Source organism: Clostridium neonatale, from assembly GCF_900465025.1.
GTDB lineage: Bacteria > Bacillota > Clostridia > Clostridiales > Clostridiaceae > Clostridium > Clostridium neonatale.
Map to the genome: position 1 here is coordinate 2286607 of NZ_UICR01000001.1, position 19736 is coordinate 2306342.

Annotated in this window: 19 protein-coding genes; 17 read left to right on the forward strand and 2 right to left on the reverse strand. The window is 27.6% G+C overall.

All coding sequences use genetic code 11. The annotated features are described in order from the left end of the window. Window positions 1-655: 655 nt before the first annotated feature. From CNEONATNEC86_RS10525 to CNEONATNEC86_RS10540, 4 genes are all read left to right on the forward strand, one after another. Window positions 656-1210, forward strand: a complete 555-nt coding sequence (locus tag CNEONATNEC86_RS10525) for an ECF-type riboflavin transporter substrate-binding protein (protein WP_058295351.1) — start codon at window positions 656-658, stop codon at window positions 1208-1210. Window positions 1211-1392: 182 nt separating this feature from the next. Further along, entirely contained in the window at window positions 1393-3099 is a 1707-nt protein-coding gene (locus tag CNEONATNEC86_RS10530; protein ID WP_159135966.1) for an ABC transporter ATP-binding protein, read from the forward strand. Further along, window positions 3096-3926, forward strand: a complete 831-nt coding sequence (locus tag CNEONATNEC86_RS10535) for an energy-coupling factor transporter transmembrane component T family protein (protein WP_058295349.1) — start codon at window positions 3096-3098, stop codon at window positions 3924-3926. The genes CNEONATNEC86_RS10530 and CNEONATNEC86_RS10535 overlap by 4 nt, the downstream gene beginning before the upstream one ends. A gap of 126 nt (window positions 3927-4052) precedes the next feature. After that, the gene (locus tag CNEONATNEC86_RS10540) at window positions 4053-4877 is read left to right on the forward strand and encodes a DUF975 family protein (protein ID WP_125149711.1); all 825 of its coding nucleotides are present in this window, start codon (window positions 4053-4055) and stop codon (window positions 4875-4877) included. A 288-nt stretch (window positions 4878-5165) separates the two neighbouring features. Here CNEONATNEC86_RS10540 and queF read toward each other — a convergent pair whose 3' ends face one another. Both queF and CNEONATNEC86_RS10550 read right to left on the reverse strand, forming a co-directional pair. Then, window positions 5166-5648, reverse strand: coding sequence for a preQ(1) synthase (gene queF, locus CNEONATNEC86_RS10545; protein WP_058295347.1), 483 nt, complete (start codon window positions 5646-5648; stop codon window positions 5166-5168). 76 nt (window positions 5649-5724) lie between these two features. After that, the gene (locus tag CNEONATNEC86_RS10550) at window positions 5725-6207 is read right to left on the reverse strand and encodes a QueT transporter family protein (RefSeq protein WP_058295346.1); all 483 of its coding nucleotides are present in this window, start codon (window positions 6205-6207) and stop codon (window positions 5725-5727) included. Window positions 6208-6498: 291 nt separating this feature from the next. Between CNEONATNEC86_RS10550 and CNEONATNEC86_RS10555 the strand changes: the two genes are divergently transcribed. From CNEONATNEC86_RS10555 to trpB, 13 genes are all read left to right on the forward strand, one after another. After that, window positions 6499-7224, forward strand: a complete 726-nt coding sequence (locus tag CNEONATNEC86_RS10555; RefSeq protein ID WP_058295345.1) for a tetratricopeptide repeat protein — start codon at window positions 6499-6501, stop codon at window positions 7222-7224. 48 nt (window positions 7225-7272) lie between these two features. Continuing rightward, a complete protein-coding gene (locus CNEONATNEC86_RS10560) occupies window positions 7273-7764 on the forward strand; it encodes a hypothetical protein (RefSeq protein ID WP_058295344.1) in 492 nt (163 codons plus the stop codon). 45 nt (window positions 7765-7809) lie between these two features. Continuing rightward, entirely contained in the window at window positions 7810-9348 is a 1539-nt protein-coding gene (locus CNEONATNEC86_RS10565; protein WP_159135967.1) for a hypothetical protein, read from the forward strand. A gap of 33 nt (window positions 9349-9381) precedes the next feature. After that, window positions 9382-9591 carry a zinc ribbon domain-containing protein gene (locus tag CNEONATNEC86_RS10570; RefSeq protein WP_058295342.1) on the forward strand — a complete coding sequence of 70 codons (210 nt, stop codon included), beginning with the start codon at window positions 9382-9384 and terminating at the stop codon, window positions 9589-9591. Between the two features lie 248 nt (window positions 9592-9839). After that, complete coding sequence (gene queC, locus CNEONATNEC86_RS10575) at window positions 9840-10499, forward strand: 7-cyano-7-deazaguanine synthase QueC (RefSeq protein WP_058295341.1); 660 nt, start codon at window positions 9840-9842, stop codon at window positions 10497-10499. Between the two features lie 287 nt (window positions 10500-10786). Further along, complete coding sequence (locus CNEONATNEC86_RS10580) at window positions 10787-11716, forward strand: DMT family transporter (RefSeq protein ID WP_125149706.1); 930 nt, start codon at window positions 10787-10789, stop codon at window positions 11714-11716. Between the two features lie 158 nt (window positions 11717-11874). Further along, window positions 11875-12075, forward strand: coding sequence for a PspC domain-containing protein (locus CNEONATNEC86_RS10585; RefSeq protein ID WP_058295339.1), 201 nt, complete (start codon window positions 11875-11877; stop codon window positions 12073-12075). Window positions 12076-12397: 322 nt separating this feature from the next. Beyond that, on the forward strand, window positions 12398-13609 hold the full coding sequence (locus CNEONATNEC86_RS10590) for a CobW family GTP-binding protein (RefSeq protein WP_159135968.1): 1212 nt from the start codon (window positions 12398-12400) through the stop codon (window positions 13607-13609). A 24-nt stretch (window positions 13610-13633) separates the two neighbouring features. Then, a complete protein-coding gene (locus CNEONATNEC86_RS10595; RefSeq protein WP_058295337.1) occupies window positions 13634-14572 on the forward strand; it encodes a TIGR03943 family putative permease subunit in 939 nt (312 codons plus the stop codon). A gap of 243 nt (window positions 14573-14815) precedes the next feature. Continuing rightward, entirely contained in the window at window positions 14816-17353 is a 2538-nt protein-coding gene (locus tag CNEONATNEC86_RS10600; protein WP_159135969.1) for a PEP/pyruvate-binding domain-containing protein, read from the forward strand. 182 nt (window positions 17354-17535) lie between these two features. Continuing rightward, window positions 17536-17787 carry a hypothetical protein gene (locus CNEONATNEC86_RS10605; protein ID WP_125149703.1) on the forward strand — a complete coding sequence of 84 codons (252 nt, stop codon included), beginning with the start codon at window positions 17536-17538 and terminating at the stop codon, window positions 17785-17787. Window positions 17788-17800: 13 nt separating this feature from the next. Beyond that, the gene (locus CNEONATNEC86_RS10610; RefSeq protein ID WP_058295334.1) at window positions 17801-18316 is read left to right on the forward strand and encodes a hypothetical protein; all 516 of its coding nucleotides are present in this window, start codon (window positions 17801-17803) and stop codon (window positions 18314-18316) included. A 29-nt stretch (window positions 18317-18345) separates the two neighbouring features. Beyond that, window positions 18346-19563: a tryptophan synthase subunit beta gene (gene trpB, locus CNEONATNEC86_RS10615; RefSeq protein WP_159135970.1), complete on the forward strand. Its 1218-nt coding sequence runs from the start codon at window positions 18346-18348 to the stop codon at window positions 19561-19563. The last annotated feature ends 173 nt before the right edge of the window (window positions 19564-19736 follow it).

A 19736-nucleotide genomic window follows, 5' to 3' on the forward strand; every position in this document is an offset into this window, starting at 1 on the left:
ACAATACTACGCATATTCATATATTGAATTTCTTTGTTTTTCTCTAAAATCATATATACCCAATTTATTTTAATTATGATTAATGTTTTTTATATTCTATGCCATAAAGTATATCTTCTAATCAATGGAGGTGATTTATGAAGTTAGCTATAAAAATCAAGCTAACCAGCATAGAATAAGCAAATTCGTAAGAATTTATATTCTTATATTTATACCTTTAAAAAATGATAAAATATTAACTTTTTAAATCTTTAACATGTATAAATAACCATTCCTTAATTTAAAAATGTATTTATTTAGAGTAACAATCTTTATACTATGAGTTTAGATGAAACAAAGAAATGAAGTTCTTATGTTCGTCGGAGACTTGAATTTTTGTAGCAAGTGAGCCGAACATGAGGGATTCATTTCGGTTTTTACCCACTAACATCTAATACTACGTAATTTATTTATTTTATATACAAATAGCCATGTTGAATATTAAACAATCATTTTTAATTAATTATGATAAAATTGGAATTTTTAATAAAATAAACAATTTAATATGGATTTTTTTGTTTTTTAGCTTTATTTTTTTCTATAATATATTATAATACAGTTGTTAGGAATTATATTGATACTAATATTCATTAAAAAGATTGAGGAGGAAAAGAAAGTGACAAATAAACTATTAAGCATCAAAACAATAGTTGCAATTGGAATTGGATCAGCTGTATTTATGATTCTTGGAAGATTTGCATCTATTCCAACAGGTATTGCAAACACTGAAATTCAAACAGCATATGCATTCCTTGCATTAATGGCAATTATCTATGGGCCTATAGCTGGAATTTCAATTGGATTTATTGGTCATACATTAAAGGATTTAACTTCATATGGTTTACCTTGGTTTAGCTGGATAATTGCATCAGCTATTGTTGGACTTATTATTGGTCTTGCATGGAATAAAATTAATATAAATGAAGGTGAATTATCTAAGAAAAAAATTATCGGATTTAATATATGTCAAGTTATAGCAAATGCAGTTGCTTGGTTTTTGGTTGCACCAACTTTAGACATAGTAATATACGCAGAACCTGCTAATAAAGTATATCTTCAAGGTATAGTTGCAGGAATAAGTAATATGATTACAGTAGGGATTATAGGCACTATCTTATTAGTTTTATATTCTAAGACTAGAGTAAAGCAAGGTAGCTTAGACAGAGAATAGTTTTTATAAAATATAAAGAGATGGAAAAACATTCCGTCTCTTTATATTTTACAAAAAATAAATTAATTTAATAGTATAATAAATTTACCATATACATATTAAAAAAAATAGTTTATCATAGTAGAGTATGTAAAAAGAATGTCTAAATTAAAGAAGAAAGAATAATGAAAAGGGAGATTTGTATGAGAAAAACTGTAATAGAGTTTAATGATTTTAGTTTCCAATACAGAGCTCAGGCAAAGCCAACTTTAAAAAACATAAATTTAAGAATATACGAAGGAGAAAAAGTACTTATTGTTGGTCCTTCTGGTTGTGGAAAAAGTACAATATCAAATTGTATAAATGGATTAGTGCCATTTAAATATGAAGGTAAAATTGATGGAAGCTTAAAAATAAATAATAAAGAAAGTAAAGATTTAAGTATATTTGAACTATCTAATATGGTAGGAACAGTTCTTCAGGATCCTGATGGACAATTTATAGGACTTACGGTTGGAGAAGATATAGCATTCAAACTGGAAAATGATTGTATTAATCAAAATGAAATGAAAGAAGCAGTAAAAAAAGCTGCAAAGCTTGTTTCAATAGACAATCATTTAAATTCATCACCACAGAAATTATCAGGTGGTCAAAAGCAAAGGGTATCCCTTGCAGGGGTTATGGTTGGAGCACCTGATATACTTCTTTTTGATGAACCATTAGCAAGTTTGGACCCAAGCACTGGGAAAAAGACAATTGAGCTAATAGATGAAATAAAAAAAGCAACCAATAAAACAATTATTATAATCGAACATCGTTTAGAAGACGTTCTTCACTGTGATGTTGATAGAATAGTAGTTGTGAATGATGGTATGATAATTGCAGATGAAAAACCATCTGAATTATTATGTAAGGAAACACTTAAAGAAATAGGAATAAGGGAGCCTTTATATTTAAGTGCCTTGAAGTATGCAGGATGCCATATTAAGAGTGATATGCACGTAGAAAATATAAATACTATAAATGTAGAAGAATGTGTAAATAAGCTAAATACATGGGCTGAAAATATCAAAGAAGACGAAAGCCTTCATGGTGAAGAAACTATACTTGAACTTAAAGATATAGACTTTAAATATAATGATGGAAAGCAGATATTAAAAAATATATCTTTTAAAATACATAAAGGTGAAATGATAAGTATAGTAGGTAGAAATGGAGCAGGTAAATCTACCATATCTAAACTAATTTGTGGTTTTTATAATCCTAATAAAGGAGATATTCTTTATAGCGGAAGAAGTATTTTAAAAGACAGTATTAAAGAACGTTCAGAGAAAATAGGAATGGTCATGCAAAATCCAAATCAAATGATTTCTAAAACAATGATTTTTGATGAAGTAGCATTAGGGCTAAAGGTTAGAGGTATTAATGAAGAAAAAATAAAAGAAAAAGTTTATGATACATTGAAAATATGTGGTCTTTATGAATTCCGTAACTGGCCTATATCAGCTTTAAGTTATGGGCAGAAGAAAAGAGTTACAATAGCATCTATGCTTGTTCTTAATCCGGAAGTATTAATATTAGATGAACCAACAGCCGGGCAAGATTTTAAACATTACACAGAAATAATGGAATTTTTATGTGATTTAAACAAACAAGGTATAACTATAATAATGATAACTCATGATATGCATTTAATGCTTGAGTATACAAATAGAGCAATTGTTTTATGTGAAGGTGAAAAACTTATGGATGATAGTTCATATAAGGTTTTAACAAATAATGAAATAATAAAGAAAGCGAATTTAAAAGAAACATCTTTATATGAACTTGCAGTAAAAGCAGATTTAAAAGAGCCTAAACAATTTGTGAAAAAATTTATAGATTACGATAGGAGGTATAGAAAGATATGAATGAAACATTCTTAGAATATAGAGAATTAGAATCTCCTATACACAATCTTACAGGTGCAACAAAGCTTATTTGCTTGATACTTTGGTCACTTACATCAATGCTGACTTATAATACATTTGTTTTGGCATTTTTAGTTATATTCAGCATTATGATATTTAAAATTTCTAAAGTAAAATTTAAACAAATTTCATTTGTTTTTTATTTCATAGTGGTGTTTTTAATTATAAATAATATAGCTATTTTTATATTTTCACCATATGAAGGCGTAGCTATTTATAAAAGCAGAACTGACCTTTTTCATATAGTAGGACCATACACAGTGACAAGCCAGCAGCTTTTTTATCACTTAAATATAACATTAAAATATTTTTCTATAATACCTATAGCTTTAGTTTTTATGGTTGCTACGAATCCAAGTGAATTTGCAGCATCATTAAATAAAATAGGAGTTAATTATAAAATAGCATATTCTGTTTCAATAGCTCTTAGATATATTCCAGATATTCAAAATGAGTATAGAGATATATCATTTTCACAACAGGCAAGAGGAATAGATATGTCTAAAAAGGCAAAGCTTACACAGCGTATTAAGAATTCAACTTCTATACTTATGCCATTAATTTTTTCTAGTCTCGATAGGATAGAGGTAATAAGTAGTGCCATGGAGCTTAGATCGTTTGGAAATATGAAGAAACGTACATGGTATAGTGAAAAAAAGTTTAGAAGTAGAGATTATTTTGCAATGATTGTTATGTTACTTATATTTATGGTATCAATTATAATTACAATTAAAAATGGAAATAGATTTTATAATCCTTTTATCTAAAATATAGGCTTAATCAAAACAGAATACTGTTGATTAAGCCTTTTACTATTACATAGCTTATATTTTTGTTTTATTATAATATATGGTAAAATATAACTTGTATAATATAAAAAAGGAGAAAGAAATATGAATTGGATAAATTGTTCGGACTTAAGAAGAGAGGCAAGGAACTCGTTAAGAGGAAGATGGGGACTAGCTGTAGGAACATTTTTAATAGGAGGAATTATTACATGTATACCTAATATTATATCTTCATTTATGAATAATACTGTAGGAACAATAAATTCAAACACGGTAATATTAATAACGTGCATTACTGCAATTATTTTTTCAATTATCAGAGCTTTGCTTGAGGTGGTAATTGAATATGGAAGGTGTCATTTTTCATTAAATATTGCAGAGGATAAAAATGCTGATGTTGTAGATATATTTTCAGGATTTAAAAATATTCTAAAATTACTATTAGTATGGATTATTACAGGAATAGGTTTTAATATATTACTGTTACCCGTATATGCTTTAATTATAATATCAGCATTATATTTTGCTTATGGTTCAATTTCTTATTTTAATGGTGGTTATGGTAGTATTGCCCCAGATATTTTATCAGGAGCTTTTGGTTTCATTGGAATTCTTATAATATTATCAATTATAACTACAATTGCATGTATTATTTTGGATGCATTTATGTCACAAACTTACTACATTCTTAAAGAAAATCATTCAGAATCAATAATTAATTGTATTAAAAATAGTTTTAAAATGATGAAAGGCCACATATGGAATTATATAATTCTTAATTTAAGTTTTATTGGATGGGGAATTCTTTGCATATTCACTCTTGGAATAGGATTTCTATGGCTTACTCCATATACACAAATCACTAAAGCTAAGTTTTACCTAAAGATAAAAGAAGCATATTATTTTAATAACATGAGAATAAATGAGTAAAATATTTGATATCAGAGTTTAGTGGTAATATTCGAAATTCAATATATGTTATGCTCGATTGCGTAAATATTTCAGCTAAGAATTCTAATGAAAGAGGTTGTATCCAAAACAGTTTGCTACTAACTTTTTAAATATTTCTTAATTTGAAAATGTATTTATAGTAATAGTCTTTATATTATGAGTTTAGATGAAATAAAGAAATAAAGCTCTTATGTTGGCTTCATTTTTGTAGCAAGCGAGCCACACATAAGAGCTTTATTTCGCTTATTTCAGCCTAAACTCTAAATACTACCTATTATCAACCTTTTCAGGATACAAATCATGATTAGCAAGTCTATTAAATGCAATTTGTTCATATTTTGTATTAGGCTTTCCATAGTTACAATATGGATCTATAGATATTCCCCCTCTTGGAGTGAATTTACCCCATACTTCTATATACTTTGGATCCATAAGCTTTATTAAATCCTTCATTATTATATTCATGCAATCTTCATGAAAATCTCCATGATTTCTAAAACTAAATAAATATAGCTTTAATGATTTACTTTCAACCATTTTTTTATCTGGTATATATGATATATATATTGTGGCAAAGTCAGGCTGAGAAGTTATTGGACAAAGGCTTGTAAATTCAGGGCAATTGAATTTTACAAAGTAGTCATTGTCAGGATGTTTATTATCAAAAGTCTCTAAAACCCCTGGTGCATATGAAAAAGGATATTTAACATTTTGATTTCCAAGTAAATTTAAATCTAAATCTTCACGCATAATTTATTCTCCATTCATGTAGTATTTATTTTTCAATTTTAAAATTTATCATGCAGAATCCTTAAAGTTTAAGAGTTTATAGAAATTTATTTTTTAGTGAGTTTACAAGAAACACGCCACAAATTCCAGGAATAACTTGCCCAAGACATAAGCTTATGGCTAAAGTGTAATATGGTACATGTAGTATTAAAGATAGCCATATTGGTACAATAAGCCCTGGAACAAATGTTATTATAAGCGCAATATAGCTTGTACTCAATTTATATTTTTTCACTAGATAAATTAAGTAAGAGGTTATTACTCCTACAATGAAACCACCTAATATGTCAAATATGCCAAGTCCTCCAAGGACCATATTTGATATTATGTTTGATAGACCAAGGGGTAAAACTAGGAATGGACATAGATAAGCCAAAGAATAAAGTGTTGTGGCTATACGAACTTGTACAGCTCCAAAAGCAAAGCTTTGTGTAAAAAACATTGTTACCACATATATAGCAATAACTATTGCAGAAACAGTAAGCTTTTGTGTTTTAGAAATATTCTTACCTAATTCCATATAAATCACCTCCCAAAAAATAAAAAGATGGGAAAATGCCCATCTTAAAAAACACATAGAAATATTACTCTTTCTACATTATCCCTAGTTTTATTTATAGACAGGATGGTCACGAACTGTCTTATTAAATTTTATTGTACTTAATTATATTGCATGACTATATGATTATATAAAATAAAATTTTCTTTATCAAGTAAAATTTATAAATTTTTATAGTCTGATAATCTAATATAATAGATTTTATGGTAAAATAAGTTTGTAAATGATTTTATAAAAAGCAGGTGAAAATATATGGACCAAAAAGAAATAGATAATTTTTTAGAAGAAAACAAAATAAGAGTCCAAGGTGGAAATATTTCAAGTAATGCAGAATTATCATTACTTTTAAATAGTATTGCTAAAGATGAACTTAAAAAAGAGAATGTAGATAAAGCAAAGTACTTTATAAATAAAGCAATTAATTTTGATCATAAAAACCATGAGGCATTATTTATAAAAGGCATGATTTGCAGACACGAAATGAAATATGTAGAAGCAATTGAAAGCTTTAAGAATTATAATAAAATTATGAATGATGGTCTAAGTCTTATATATATAGGATTTTGTTATGCAGAATTATTTGATAGTAACAATGCTTTAGACTATCTTAATAAAGGTGAAAAAAGTCTTTCAGAAGAGGAAAAGAGAAATGATGAATTATTATTATCCTCTGTATATGAATGTATAGGAAACATATATTTAAATAGAGAAAATCTTTTGGAATTTGATGGAAGTGATAAATTGAAACTTAATTATAAGTTAGCTGTAAAGAATTTTAAAAAGTCATTAAAATTACATAGAAATAATCATGAATTATTAAACAAGCTCGCTGCATGTTACTATCATTTTGAAGATGAAGGTAGAGCGCTTTACTGCTATGAAGAAGCAGCTAAGTATACTTATGATAAGTCAGCTTATTTAGAAGTAATTGAGGAAATGAAGAGTATGGGGATTACTTCCACATATATAGAATTTTAAATTATATAATTATATGATATATTATAATTTGAAAAGAAGGGTATTATTATGAGATTATATTTTAAATGGTTGAATAAATTAAAAAATGGACTGAAAAAAGAAGAACAAAAACAAGAATCTAAGAATATTGAAAACATAACTGAAGAATCTAATGCTTTGAATAAAAGGATTGATTGTTTAGAAAGTTATGACTTATTAATAAAGCTTGATAGAAGCAGCATAAATATTGTAGATGATTTTGAAAGCCATGTTAAAAATTTTAAAGTAAATAATCAAATGATATTATCAGAATTTATAAATAAACATGTTAATGCATATCTGCCGGATAGCAAAGATAAAGAAGCAATATGGATTTTACGTGCTAAACATATAAATAAATGGATTAATCTAGCCATAATAAATAAGAAGGATTTTGAAACTAAATTTTTAATTAATAATATAATTTTACAGAAAATTTTTGAAGATGAAGAAAAATATGAAATGATATTAGTTTATGAAGGAAATAGAATTCTAAATCAAGTATATGATGAATTAAATTAAATGTACATAATTAATTTGTAAATACATTATAAAGGGAGATAAAGTATGCCGAATATTTTTGATGGAATCAATAAGTTAAGTGATAATGAGCTTATAGAGCAAATAGCATTACTTGAAACAATTAATATGTATAACCTTTCAAAGCCTATTGCTCAAAAAGCTATAAAAAAAGCTGTAAATATAATTAATTTTTTAGGAAACAAGATTGGAAAAGATCCTAATATAAAAGAACCAGAAGTAAAAGAAATTTGGATACTACTTGAAGAAAAGACAAATGAATTAAAAGAGTATACAAGAGAAGAGCTTAATGAAAGATTAAAAGAGATACTTATAGAAAAATCCAAAAATAAATCTGATGAACCAAGTGAAGATGAAATTTCAGTAAAAGTTATAGAAGAAGCAGCAAAATTATATAAAATTAAGGATAATTTAACACCAGCAAAAAAAGCTGATCTGACTTATTTGAATTATTCTAAAAAGAATGATGAAAATGAGGAAAAACACTTAAAAGGAGAAAACATTCAGGAAGTAGAGTATGTTATTGTAGGTGAAGAAAATAATCAATACTTAGAATTTGAAGAAGAAAATGAATTTAAGAAAGTAATAGAAGAAGATAAAATTTCAATTTTAAATTCAATGAAAAATTTGGATAAAGATATGCTTGCCAAAATTGTATGGATAGCAGTTAAAAGTTATGGAAAATTATTTACTCCTAAAAATGAAGATATGCCGAGCTTTGTAAATGGTGAAGAAAAAGAAGCAATAATAAAAAATGATGAAGCTTTTAGAAGTTTAAAAGATAATTTATTAAAGACAGAAAATGAAGTTAAAAAATGCATAAATGATATAGAAAAAAATGAGAATGATTTAAATAAAGAAAATAAGAATTTAAATAGTAAAATAAAAATAATAAAAAATTCTGAGAAAGATATTATTGATTTAGAAAATTTAAAAAAATCTTTAGAAGAAGAAAAAAAATTAAAATGTGAAAAACTTCAGATATTTAAAGAACAACGAAAAAATTTAAATTTAGAAGAATTGAATTTATTAATGGAAGAATATGAAAAAGTAAAATTAGAAGTTTTTGATATTACAAATGAAATTAATAATATAATTCATGAAATTACATATAAAAATGAATTGAGAAATAATACATTAGAAGAAATTAATGAGAAAGAGGAGTTGCTAAAAAAACTTTCAATTGAAAAAGAAAAACTTGCTAAAGAAAAAGAAAAATTGCAAGAGATATTTTTATCAAAGAAAGAAGAAGCTAATCAGATAGAAAGTGAAAAAAGGTGTGAAATATTCTCAAGATGGAAAGATACATTTGATAGATTTATTATAGAAGATACTGATATAGAAAATATAGTTGATTTTAGCATAGATGAGCTGATAGAAATAGAGAAATGCTTATATGAATTACATTTTACTCATGACCCAGAAGCACTAAGTATAGGGCTTGTTAAAGAAGGACGAGAAAAATATGATTATTTTGAAGCTGTTTCAGATAAAGGATTTAATTTTGAAGTATGGTACAAAGTTTTAGAAAATAAAAAAATACATATTATATCAATTCATTGCTAGTTATAAAGAAACTATTTTAGAAAGGAATTAAATATGGAAAATAGAAAATATATTTGCCCAAAATGTGGATGTGACAGATATGAAACTGATCAGTTCCAAGCAACTGGAGGTAATTTTGCTAAAATATTTGATATACAAAACAAAAAATTTATCACAGTTACCTGCAGTCATTGCGGATATACTGAATTATATAAGAGCCAAACCAGTGATGGATGGAATATATTAGACTTCTTTACTAATTAATGATATTATTAATTTAAAAATATAATAATGGACAGTTCATTAAGACCATCCTGTCCTTAAACAAAACTAGGCTATTAATTTTATGAGATTTGCTGCCATGTTTGATTATGGCAGCAAATATATTTAGACTATAGATGGTTATTTTAAAGGATTTATAAACAGTCTTTTAAAATAACCTTTTTGTTTTGGAGATTTTGAATGTGTATGGGAACTGTTTATACTATTCTATTAATTTATGGAGGATGAAAATGAATAAAAAAGCAGTAGTAGTATTTAGCGGAGGACAAGACTCAACAACATGCTTATTTTGGGCTTTAAAGAATTTTGATGAGGTTATAGCAGTAACTTTCAACTACAATCAAAGACATAAGCTGGAAATAGAATGTGCTAAAAATATAGCAAAAGAATTAAATGTGGAGCATCATGTATTGGATATGGAACTTTTAAATCAATTAGCACCTAATGCACTTACAAGAAATGATATAGAAATAACTAAAGGAGAAGATGGTGAATTACCTTCAACATTTGTAGAAGGCAGAAACTTATTGTTTTTAAGTTTTGCAGGAGTTTTGGCTAAGGTTAAAGGTGCTAAACATATAATTACTGGAGTATGTGAAACAGATTTTAGTGGATATCCTGATTGCAGAGATGTATTTATAAAATCTTTAAATGTCACTTTAAATTTAGCAATGAATTATGACTTTGTAATACATACACCACTAATGTGGATTGATAAGGCAGAAACATGGAAAATGGCGGATGAATTTGGAAAGCTTGATTTTATAAGAAAAAAAACACTTACATGCTATAATGGAATAATAGGCGATGGATGCGGTGAATGTCCATCATGTATATTAAGGAAAAATGGACTTAATAAGTATCTAAAGTCTAAAGATGCTTTTAAATAGAAAGTTCATCTTTATGTTATTTAACATTATTGTTAGTTATATATGAGGAATTAATATATATTGAATGATTTCATAAAAAAATGAGAGTATAGATATAAATGTAAACAAAATTACCATAAAGAATTTTTAATTTTATAAATAATATGGTATAATAAGTAGTATTGATATGAATTTTAAAAAAGGTGTAAAACTGTAATATAGTTTTTACACTTTTTATTTTAAAAGCAAATAAGCGTTAGCTGAAAAATATAAGCTAAGCAATTTAAACAGAAAGCAGGGGCATACAAATGAAAGAAAGCAAATTAAAAGGAAATTCAATGTTAATTTTAACAGCACTTATATGGGGGACAGCCTTTGTAGCGCAAAGTGTTGGAATGGACTTTGTTGGTCCATTTACATTCTTGGCTGCAAGAAGCATAATAGGAGGAATTGTTCTTATTCCTTGTATTTTTTTATTGAATAAGATTGGCTCAAAAGACAAGAAAATAGAAAAGAAGGAAAACAAAAAGGATTTAATAGTTGGAGGTGTATTGTGTGGTATAGTTCTATGTGCAGCAAGTTCACTTCAACAGGTAGGAATAATTTATACATCAGTTGGTAAAGCAGGTTTTATAACAGCACTTTATATAGTTATAGTTCCAATACTTGGATTATTTTTAAAGAAAAAAGTGCAGTCTAATGTTTGGTTAAGCGTTGTAATTTCCATGGTTGGATTATATTTATTGTGTGTTAAAGAAAACTTAGGCATAAACAAAGGAGATTTTCTTATGTTTTTATCTGCTTTTGTATTCTCAATACATATACTTGTTATTGATCATTTTTCACCTATTGTAGATGGTGTTAAAATGTCATGCATACAGTTTTTTGTTTGTGGAATTATAGCATTTATACCAGCAGTAATCTTTGAAAATCCAGAACTTAAGAATATTCTTGCTGCGTATACGCCAATATTGTATTCAGGAATAATGTCATGTGGAGTTGCATATACTCTTCAAATAGTTGGACAAAAATATACTGATCCAGTTTTAGCTTCATTAATTTTAAGCTTAGAATCAGTTTTTGCTGCACTTTCAGGATGGCTTATTTTAAAAGAAGTTTTTTCAGGAAAAGAACTTATAGGATGTATTTTAGTATTTTCAGCAATAATAATGGCACAATTACCTAGTAAATCAAGCTCCATAAATAATGAAGTGCCTATAGAAAATAGTGAAGTTTAATATTATTTAAACAAATATTAAGAATTTAGTATTTTCTTATTTTTAGCTTATTATTGGTGTAATTTAATATGTTTTTACATATTTTATGATAAAATAAATATAGATTGAAGAGATAAATAATTTATATTTATTTTAATTGAATTTGGAAGGGGATACAGATGGAAAACAAGAAGTTATATAAGGCTGAAAGAAATAAGAAAATATGTGGAGTATGTGGGGGAATAGGAGAATATTTAAATGTTGATCCAACAGTGATTAGATTATTATGGGTTATTTCATTTTTCTTTTTTGGAACTGGACTTTTGGTTTACATTATTTGTGCATTTATAATGCCAAATAGAAGTGAAATAGGAATGTAATTATAATAAATTTAGAAAAAACATATGATATTGACAGTTTTAAAACTTAAGAGTAATATAAAATTATTGATCCGCTAAGTAATAATGACTTAGTGGATTTTATTGTAATAAAGTCAATAAATTTATAAGCTGTAATGGCTATAATAAAAATAAATAAACTTGTCTATATGCACCAAATGATTTAAAACTTATTTATTGACAATATTAATAGTAGGGAGTAGTATTAGATGAGAAAAGATAAATGCGAATGACTCTCAAATAAATAATCAAATAGTGATATTGGATTTAATATAAATTTATATATAAAAGGAAGGGTTTTTAGATGACAAAGATAGATATTATTTCAGGATTTCTTGGAGCAGGAAAAACAACTTTAATAAAAAAATTAATACAAGAAGCATTACAAGGTGAAAAGTTAATGCTTATTGAAAATGAATTTGGTGAAATAGGAATAGATGGAGGATTTTTAAATAATTCAGGTGTTGAAATAACAGAAATGAATTCGGGATGCATATGTTGTTCTTTAGTTGGAGATTTTGGAACAGCACTTAAGGAAGCACTTGAAAAATATGCACCAGAACGTATAATAATAGAACCATCAGGAGTTGGTAAATTATCTGATGTAATTAAGGCAGTTAAAGATGTTCAAGGTGAAGTTAAAATTAATTTAAATAGCGCAAGTGCAGTAGTTGATGCTATGAAGTGTAAAATGTACATGGAAAACTTTGGTGAATTTTTTAATAACCAAGTTGAAAGTGCTAACACTATTATTTTAAGTCGTTCACAAAAATTATCTGAAGAAAAACTTCAAAGTGTTGTTAAAGCATTAAGAGAACATAATAAAGATGCAGCAATAATTACTACTAACTGGGATGAAATAGATGGAAAACAAATTTTAGAAGCTATGGAAGAAGGAAATTCATTAGAAAAAGAACTTTTAGAAGCTGAAAAAGAACATCATCACCATCATCATGATCATGAACACGATAAGGAATGTGGGTGTGGACACCACCATCATGACCATGAACATGATGAAGAATGTGGATGTGGACACCACCATCATGACCATGAGCACGATAAAGAATGTGGATGTGGACACCATCATCATGACCATGAACATGATGAAGAATGTGGATGCGGACATCATCATAATGACCATGAGCATGATGAAGAATGTGGATGCAGTCATCACCATCATGATCACGAACATGGAGAAGGATGTGGATGCGGACATGATCATGGGCACCACCATGCAGATGATGTATTTACAAGCTGGGGGGCAGAAACTCCTAAAAAGTATTCTAAAGAAGAATTAGATACTATTTTAAAAACTTTATCTGGAACAAAAGAATATGGAATCATATTACGTGCAAAAGGAATAATACCTTCAACTGATGGAACATGGATTAACTTTGATTTAGTTCCAGGTGAATATGAAGTGCGTGAAGGAAAACCAGATTATACAGGTAAATTATGTGTAATAGGAACAAATATTGATAAGAAAAAAATAGAAGAATTATTTAATATAGCTTAAGATAAGTAAGAGAGGTAGAATGTGATGATAGATGTGCCAGTTTTCTTAGTTACAGGTTTTTTAGAAAGTGGTAAAACAACTTTTATTAAAGAAATATTTAATGATCCAGACTTTACAGAAGGTGAAAAAATCGCAGTAATTGCCTGTGAAAGTGGAATAGAAGAATATGAAAAAGAAGTTCTAAATAAAAATAATGCAGTTTTAATACAAATTAAAAATAAAGAAGAGCTTACATCAGAATTTTTGAACCAATGTAAAGTTCAGTATAAACCTACAAAAGTCATAATTGAATATAATGGTATGTGGCAGTTTGACCTTATTGAAAATTTAGATTTTCCAAAAGGATGGGAACTTGTACAAATAATGACTACTATAGATGCTACAACATTCGATGCCTATATGAGTAACATGAAATCTTTAATGATAGAGCAATTTAAAGATTCAGATTTAATTGTAGTTAATCGTTGCAAAGAAAATACAAATAAATTAGCTGTTAGGAATAGTATAAAAGCTGTTAGTGGAAAAGCAAACATAGTTTTTGAACTTGAAAATGGTGAAATTGATGATACACCTTTAGAACTTCCATTTGACATAAATGCACCTATAATAGAATTTGAAGATTATGATTATGGAGTATGGTATTTAGATGCAATTGAAACACCAGAAAAGTATGATGGAAAACATATAAAGGTGAAAGGCCTTGCTTATACTCATGATCAATATCCAAAAAATGTTTTTGCTTTTGGAAGAAGAGCTATGACATGCTGTGCAGATGATATATCTTTCTTAGGATTACTATGTCAATCTGGAAAGCCAGTAGATTTTGAAGGGCAAAAATGGATTGAACTTGAAGGTGTAATTCATAAGCAATATGTAAAAGAAGAACAAAGAGAAATTCCATTCTTAATGGTAAAAAGTTATAAAGAAATAGAGAAAATAGAAAATGATTTAGTTTATTTTTAAAATTTAGTTAAAAAGATAAAACGCAAAATTATTAAACTTTTAATAATTTTGCGTTTTTTTATATTTTATAAATTAATATTTCATATGTGTATTATGGAAATAATATATAAATCTTAGTGAAGCATGATATAATTTATTAAAGGGCTATACTTTGAAATTTTAGATAATAATCTTGATAAGTGATTGATACTTAAATACATACACGTTATGTTATCGATTTCTATTGATAGGGGATGAGATTATATGAATGCAGTAAACACAGGAATTAATGGATTAGATCAAGTTATAGATAAGTTAAGATTAGGAGATAATGTAGTATGGCAGGTTGATTCTTTAGACGATTACAGAAAAATTGTAAATCCTTATATAGAACAGGCAGTAAAAGATAACAGAAGGATAATTTATATACGTTTTGGGACTCATGAGCCCATAATTTTAGAAAATTCTAATGTTATATTAATCAATGTTGAAGCAGAAAAAGGTTTTGAATATTTTGCAAGCACAATACATTCAATAATTGAAGGTGAAGGAAAAAGAGCATTTTATGTATTTGACTGTTTAACAGATCTTCTTAAGTATTGGTATTCTGACTTAATGATAGGAAATTTCTTTAAAGTAACATGTCCATTTTTATATGAGTTAGAAACAATAGCGTATTTTGCACTTATACGCGATTCCCATACAAATGATACAATTTCAAGAATAAGAGAAACAACTCAAGTTCTTCTTGACTTATATAATATTGATGGGACTTACTATGTTCATCCATTAAAGGTTTATGAAAGATATTCATCTAACATGTTTTTGCCTCATCTAATTACAAGAAAAGAAGCCTTGTGTATTTCAGCAAGCTTTGATGCTTCGTTGATTTTTTCAAGATTCAATTTAAATTCAAATAAACTTGATTATTGGGATGTAACATTTAATGATGCTTATACAAAATTAAGTGGATCTAATGAGGCACAAGAAAAAGCTAAAGAGCTTCTTATAAAACTTTTGATTGGAAGAGAATCTAAAATGTATGACTTATGTAAAAAATATTTTACGTTAAGAGATCTTCTAAATATAAAAGGTCGTGAAATAGGAACTGGAATGATAGGTGGAAAATCTGTTGGAATGCTTCTTGCAAGAAAAATATTAGAAAGTGACAAAAATAAAAGATTTAAATCTATAATGGAAATACATGATTCTTTTTATCTAGGAACAGATGTATTTTATACATATATCGTTCAAAATGGATGTTGGTCTCTTAGAACAAAACAAAAGACAGAAGAAGGATATTATAAATATGCACCTAAGCTTAAGGAAAAGCTTTTAAATGGAACTTTTTCAAATGAAATGAAAACACAATTTATGAACGTATTGGAATACTTTGGACAATCTCCTATAATAGTTCGTTCAAGTTCACTTCTTGAAGATAACTTTGGTAATGCATTTGCAGGTAAATATGATAGTGTATTTTGTACAAACCAAGGAACTTCAGAGGAACGTTATAACGCATTTGAAGAAGCAGTTAAGATTGTATATGCAAGCACAATGAATGAAGATGCACTTAATTACCGTAAGAATAGAGGACTTGTAGATAAGGATGAACAAATGGCACTTTTAATTCAAAGGGTATCAGGCGACAAGTATGGGAATTACTTCTTTCCTCACCTTGCTGGAGTAGGAAATTCATCTAATCTTTATGTATGGGATAAGAATATTGACATGAATGCAGGAATGCTAAGACTTGTTGTAGGCCTCGGAACACGAGCAGTAGATAGAATTGAAGGTGATTATCCAAGAATAGTATGTTTAGATGATCCTAAACGAGTTCCGTTAATTTCTTATGGAGATGAAAAAAAGTTTTCTCAGCACTATATGGATTGTATCAATATAGAAAAAAATTCATTTTGTAAACTTACTATTGATGATGGAATGTCAGAGGATCTTAGAATAAGCAAGGACTTATTTGCACAAATGGATTATGAAACTTCAAAAAGAAAACGAGAACTAAATTTAAAAGGTGATGCATATATAATTAATTTTAAGAATTTATTCAATGAAACAAATTTTGCAGAAAAAATGAAAGAAATATTAGAGTTATTACGTGATACTTATGATTATCCTGTTGATATAGAATTCACTGCAAATTTTAAAAATGATAAAATCTACAAAATAAATATACTTCAATGTAGACCACTTCAAACTAGAGGTCTTGGAAAACTTGTAGATATCCCAAAAGAAAGTGAAGAAATAAAATGTCTTTTTAAGACACACGGTAATTTTATGGGAGGAAATGTACATTATAAAGTTGATTATATAGTTCATATAAAAGCAAAAGAATACTTAAATTTAAATGAACAAGAAAGATTCAAAATAGCTAGAAAAGTTGGAGAGCTAAATTCTGTGTTAAAAGATAGGAATGCAATATTAATAGGCCCTGGAAGATGGGGCACTACGATAACTTCACTCGGAGTACCAGTTCATTTTACTGAGCTTTGTAATATGCTTGGCATATTTGAAGTTGCCTATAAAAGTGAAAATTTGATGCCGGAGCTTTCATATGGAAGTCATTTCTTTCAGGATTTAGTCGAATCAGGAATATTTTATGGTGCTATTTTTAATGGAGATGATAATGTGAAATTCAATGAAGATTTAATATTAGAGTCTGAAAATATAATTGGTGAATTAATAGAATGTGACTATGATAATGTTATTCATGTAATAAAAGCAGAAAATATAGAGCTATTTTCTGATACAGTTTCACAAACAATGATATGTTTAAAGATAAAATAATGAATTCTCTTTAAATTAAAAATTTTGGTAAATATAAGTTGCTTTAAAAACTTTAGATTTCTAAACTTCAGAGTTTATACCTAATTTTAAGTATAAACTCTTTTTAAAGTAAAATTAAGGCTAAAATAATATACATATGATATAATAAAGATATGTTTTATTAGCTAAGAGGAGATGAAAATATGAATAATTATATAATTGATGGAATAATCAACAGTAAAACTAAGAAGCCAGATTTAGAAAGCAGTAATAGATTAGGAAAAAGAGTAGGAATAGATAAAAATACAATTTTAAAAGATGAATCTCTTACAATGAAAAATATAGATGAAGAAGGCTATATAAAGACAAGTCCCGTTGTAAATTATTTTTTTGATAATGATGATATTTATGTTGAGACAAGAAACAGAATATACAAACTAGTTGCAACAGATTAATTATGAGGTGCATATGTTAGAAAGTTCAATCTTTAAAATTTTATTAGTAGTAATTGTAGCAGTTATTGCAATTGGACTTTTAAAAAGAGCTATTAAAGGTGCTGTTATAATAATAAGTATCTTTATTTTAATTTTATTTGGATATAATTTTATAATATTAAATCAAAGTCCTGCAAAAACAGCTGAGAATTTAAAAAATGATGCTGTTTACATAAAGTCTATTTCTGAGCAGACAATTAATGTTCAAAAGGATTTAAAGAACATGGTATCCATTCTCTCAGAAAACGATGTGAGTGCAGAAAATGATTTAATATATTACATAGATGATTTGAAAAATATAAAGGATGAAGTAAATAATCTAGAACACTCAAAGAGTCTTAATAAACTAAATGAAAGTTATTGTAATAAGCTAAATAATATAATCTCAGTGTCAGAAAACATAGATGACAATATGAAAGCAATAGACAAATTAAATAGCTTATCCTCTTCCATAAAGGAAGTTAGTGATAAAATAAAAGATATTAAATAACAAAAATCTTTATTATAAGGGGGATATATATGGATTTTAAAAGGTATTTAAAAGATTATCCAGATCAAAATGGAAGATTTGGTGAATATGGAGGTGCGTATTTAAGTGATGAACTCATTCCAGCTTTTGAGGAAATTGCAGATGCATATCAAACAATATGCCATTCATCACAATTCATTAATGAACTTAGAAGAATACGTAAGGAATTTCAGGGAAGACCAACACCAGTTTATCATTGTGAAAAATTATCTAGAGAAATTGGCAGCTGTCAAATATATCTAAAAAGAGAAGATCTAAATCATACAGGTGCACATAAGCTAAATCACTGTATGGGTGAAGGGTTACTTGCTAAATATATGGGGAAAAAACGTTTGATTGCAGAAACAGGTGCAGGACAGCATGGAGTTGCTTTAGCTACAGCTGCTGCATTTTTTGGACTCGAATGTGAAATACATATGGGTGAAGTTGATATTGCAAAGCAGGCACCTAATGTTACAAGAATGAAAATACTTGGCGCAAAGGTAGTACCAGTATCACATGGATTAAAAACATTAAAAGAAGCAGTAGACTCTGCATTTGAATCCTATGCTAAAAATTATAAAGATTCTATTTACTGCATTGGATCAGCTCTTGGGCCTCATCCATTTCCACTTATGGTAAGAGATTTCCAATCAGTAGTAGGATACGAAGCAAAGGAGCAATTTAAAGAAATGACAGGATTGTTACCTGATGTCGTAACAGCATGTGTTGGTGGTGGAAGTAATGCAGCTGGAATGTTTATACCTTTTTTAGATGAACCAGTAGATATTATCGGGGTTGAACCTTTAGGCAGAGGAGAAAAACTTGGAGATCATGCAGCATCAATGAAATTTGGAGAAAAAGGAATTATGCATGGTTTTGAAAGTATAATGCTAAAAGATAAAGATGGAGAACCAGCACCAGTATATTCAATTGCAAGTGGACTTGATTATCCATCAGTTGGACCTGAGCATGCATTTTTAAGAGATGTTGGAAGAGTTAACTATAACGTAATAAGTGATGAAGAAGCAATGGAAGCGTTCTTTAAGTTATCAAGATATGAAGGAATTATACCTGCTATTGAAAGTTCACATGCAGTAGCATATGCAATGAAAAAAGCAAAAGAAATGAAACAGGGATCTATATTAGTATGCTTAAGTGGACGTGGAGATAAAGACATTGATTACGTAGTAGAAAATTACGGATATGGTGATCAATACTTCAAATAAAGTATAGACTAAGTTTAGTGAGAAATAATCGAAATAAAGGTTTCAAATTCTGCTAGCTTTGCAGGAGAAATAAGCTAAGAATTCAAACATAAATGATTGTGCCCAAAACCGTTTGCTCCAATATAAAATTGGACAAACAATTTTGGAACAATCATTGATGTAAGAATTCTAAA

Excerpts from the sequence above, each read along its gene's own strand:
- CNEONATNEC86_RS10530 (WP_159135966.1), top strand. The coding sequence starts at position 1,393 with ATGAGAAAAACTGTAATAGAGTTTAATGATTTTAGTTTCCAATACAGA.
- CNEONATNEC86_RS10535 (WP_058295349.1), top strand. The coding sequence starts at position 3,096 with ATGAATGAAACATTCTTAGAATATAGAGAATTAGAATCTCCTATACAC.
- CNEONATNEC86_RS10540 (WP_125149711.1), top strand. The coding sequence starts at position 4,053 with ATGAATTGGATAAATTGTTCGGACTTAAGAAGAGAGGCAAGGAACTCG.
- queF (WP_058295347.1), bottom strand. The coding sequence starts at position 5,648 with ATGCGTGAAGATTTAGATTTAAATTTACTTGGAAATCAAAATGTTAAA.
- CNEONATNEC86_RS10550 (WP_058295346.1), bottom strand. The coding sequence starts at position 6,207 with ATGGAATTAGGTAAGAATATTTCTAAAACACAAAAGCTTACTGTTTCT.
- CNEONATNEC86_RS10555 (WP_058295345.1), top strand. The coding sequence starts at position 6,499 with ATGGACCAAAAAGAAATAGATAATTTTTTAGAAGAAAACAAAATAAGA.
- CNEONATNEC86_RS10560 (WP_058295344.1), top strand. The coding sequence starts at position 7,273 with ATGAGATTATATTTTAAATGGTTGAATAAATTAAAAAATGGACTGAAA.
- CNEONATNEC86_RS10565 (WP_159135967.1), top strand. The coding sequence starts at position 7,810 with ATGCCGAATATTTTTGATGGAATCAATAAGTTAAGTGATAATGAGCTT.
- CNEONATNEC86_RS10570 (WP_058295342.1), top strand. The coding sequence starts at position 9,382 with ATGGAAAATAGAAAATATATTTGCCCAAAATGTGGATGTGACAGATAT.
- queC (WP_058295341.1), top strand. The coding sequence starts at position 9,840 with ATGAATAAAAAAGCAGTAGTAGTATTTAGCGGAGGACAAGACTCAACA.
- CNEONATNEC86_RS10580 (WP_125149706.1), top strand. The coding sequence starts at position 10,787 with ATGAAAGAAAGCAAATTAAAAGGAAATTCAATGTTAATTTTAACAGCA.
- CNEONATNEC86_RS10585 (WP_058295339.1), top strand. The coding sequence starts at position 11,875 with ATGGAAAACAAGAAGTTATATAAGGCTGAAAGAAATAAGAAAATATGT.
- CNEONATNEC86_RS10590 (WP_159135968.1), top strand. The coding sequence starts at position 12,398 with ATGACAAAGATAGATATTATTTCAGGATTTCTTGGAGCAGGAAAAACA.
- CNEONATNEC86_RS10595 (WP_058295337.1), top strand. The coding sequence starts at position 13,634 with ATGATAGATGTGCCAGTTTTCTTAGTTACAGGTTTTTTAGAAAGTGGT.
- CNEONATNEC86_RS10600 (WP_159135969.1), top strand. The coding sequence starts at position 14,816 with ATGAATGCAGTAAACACAGGAATTAATGGATTAGATCAAGTTATAGAT.
- CNEONATNEC86_RS10605 (WP_125149703.1), top strand. The coding sequence starts at position 17,536 with ATGAATAATTATATAATTGATGGAATAATCAACAGTAAAACTAAGAAG.
- CNEONATNEC86_RS10610 (WP_058295334.1), top strand. The coding sequence starts at position 17,801 with ATGTTAGAAAGTTCAATCTTTAAAATTTTATTAGTAGTAATTGTAGCA.
- trpB (WP_159135970.1), top strand. The coding sequence starts at position 18,346 with ATGGATTTTAAAAGGTATTTAAAAGATTATCCAGATCAAAATGGAAGA.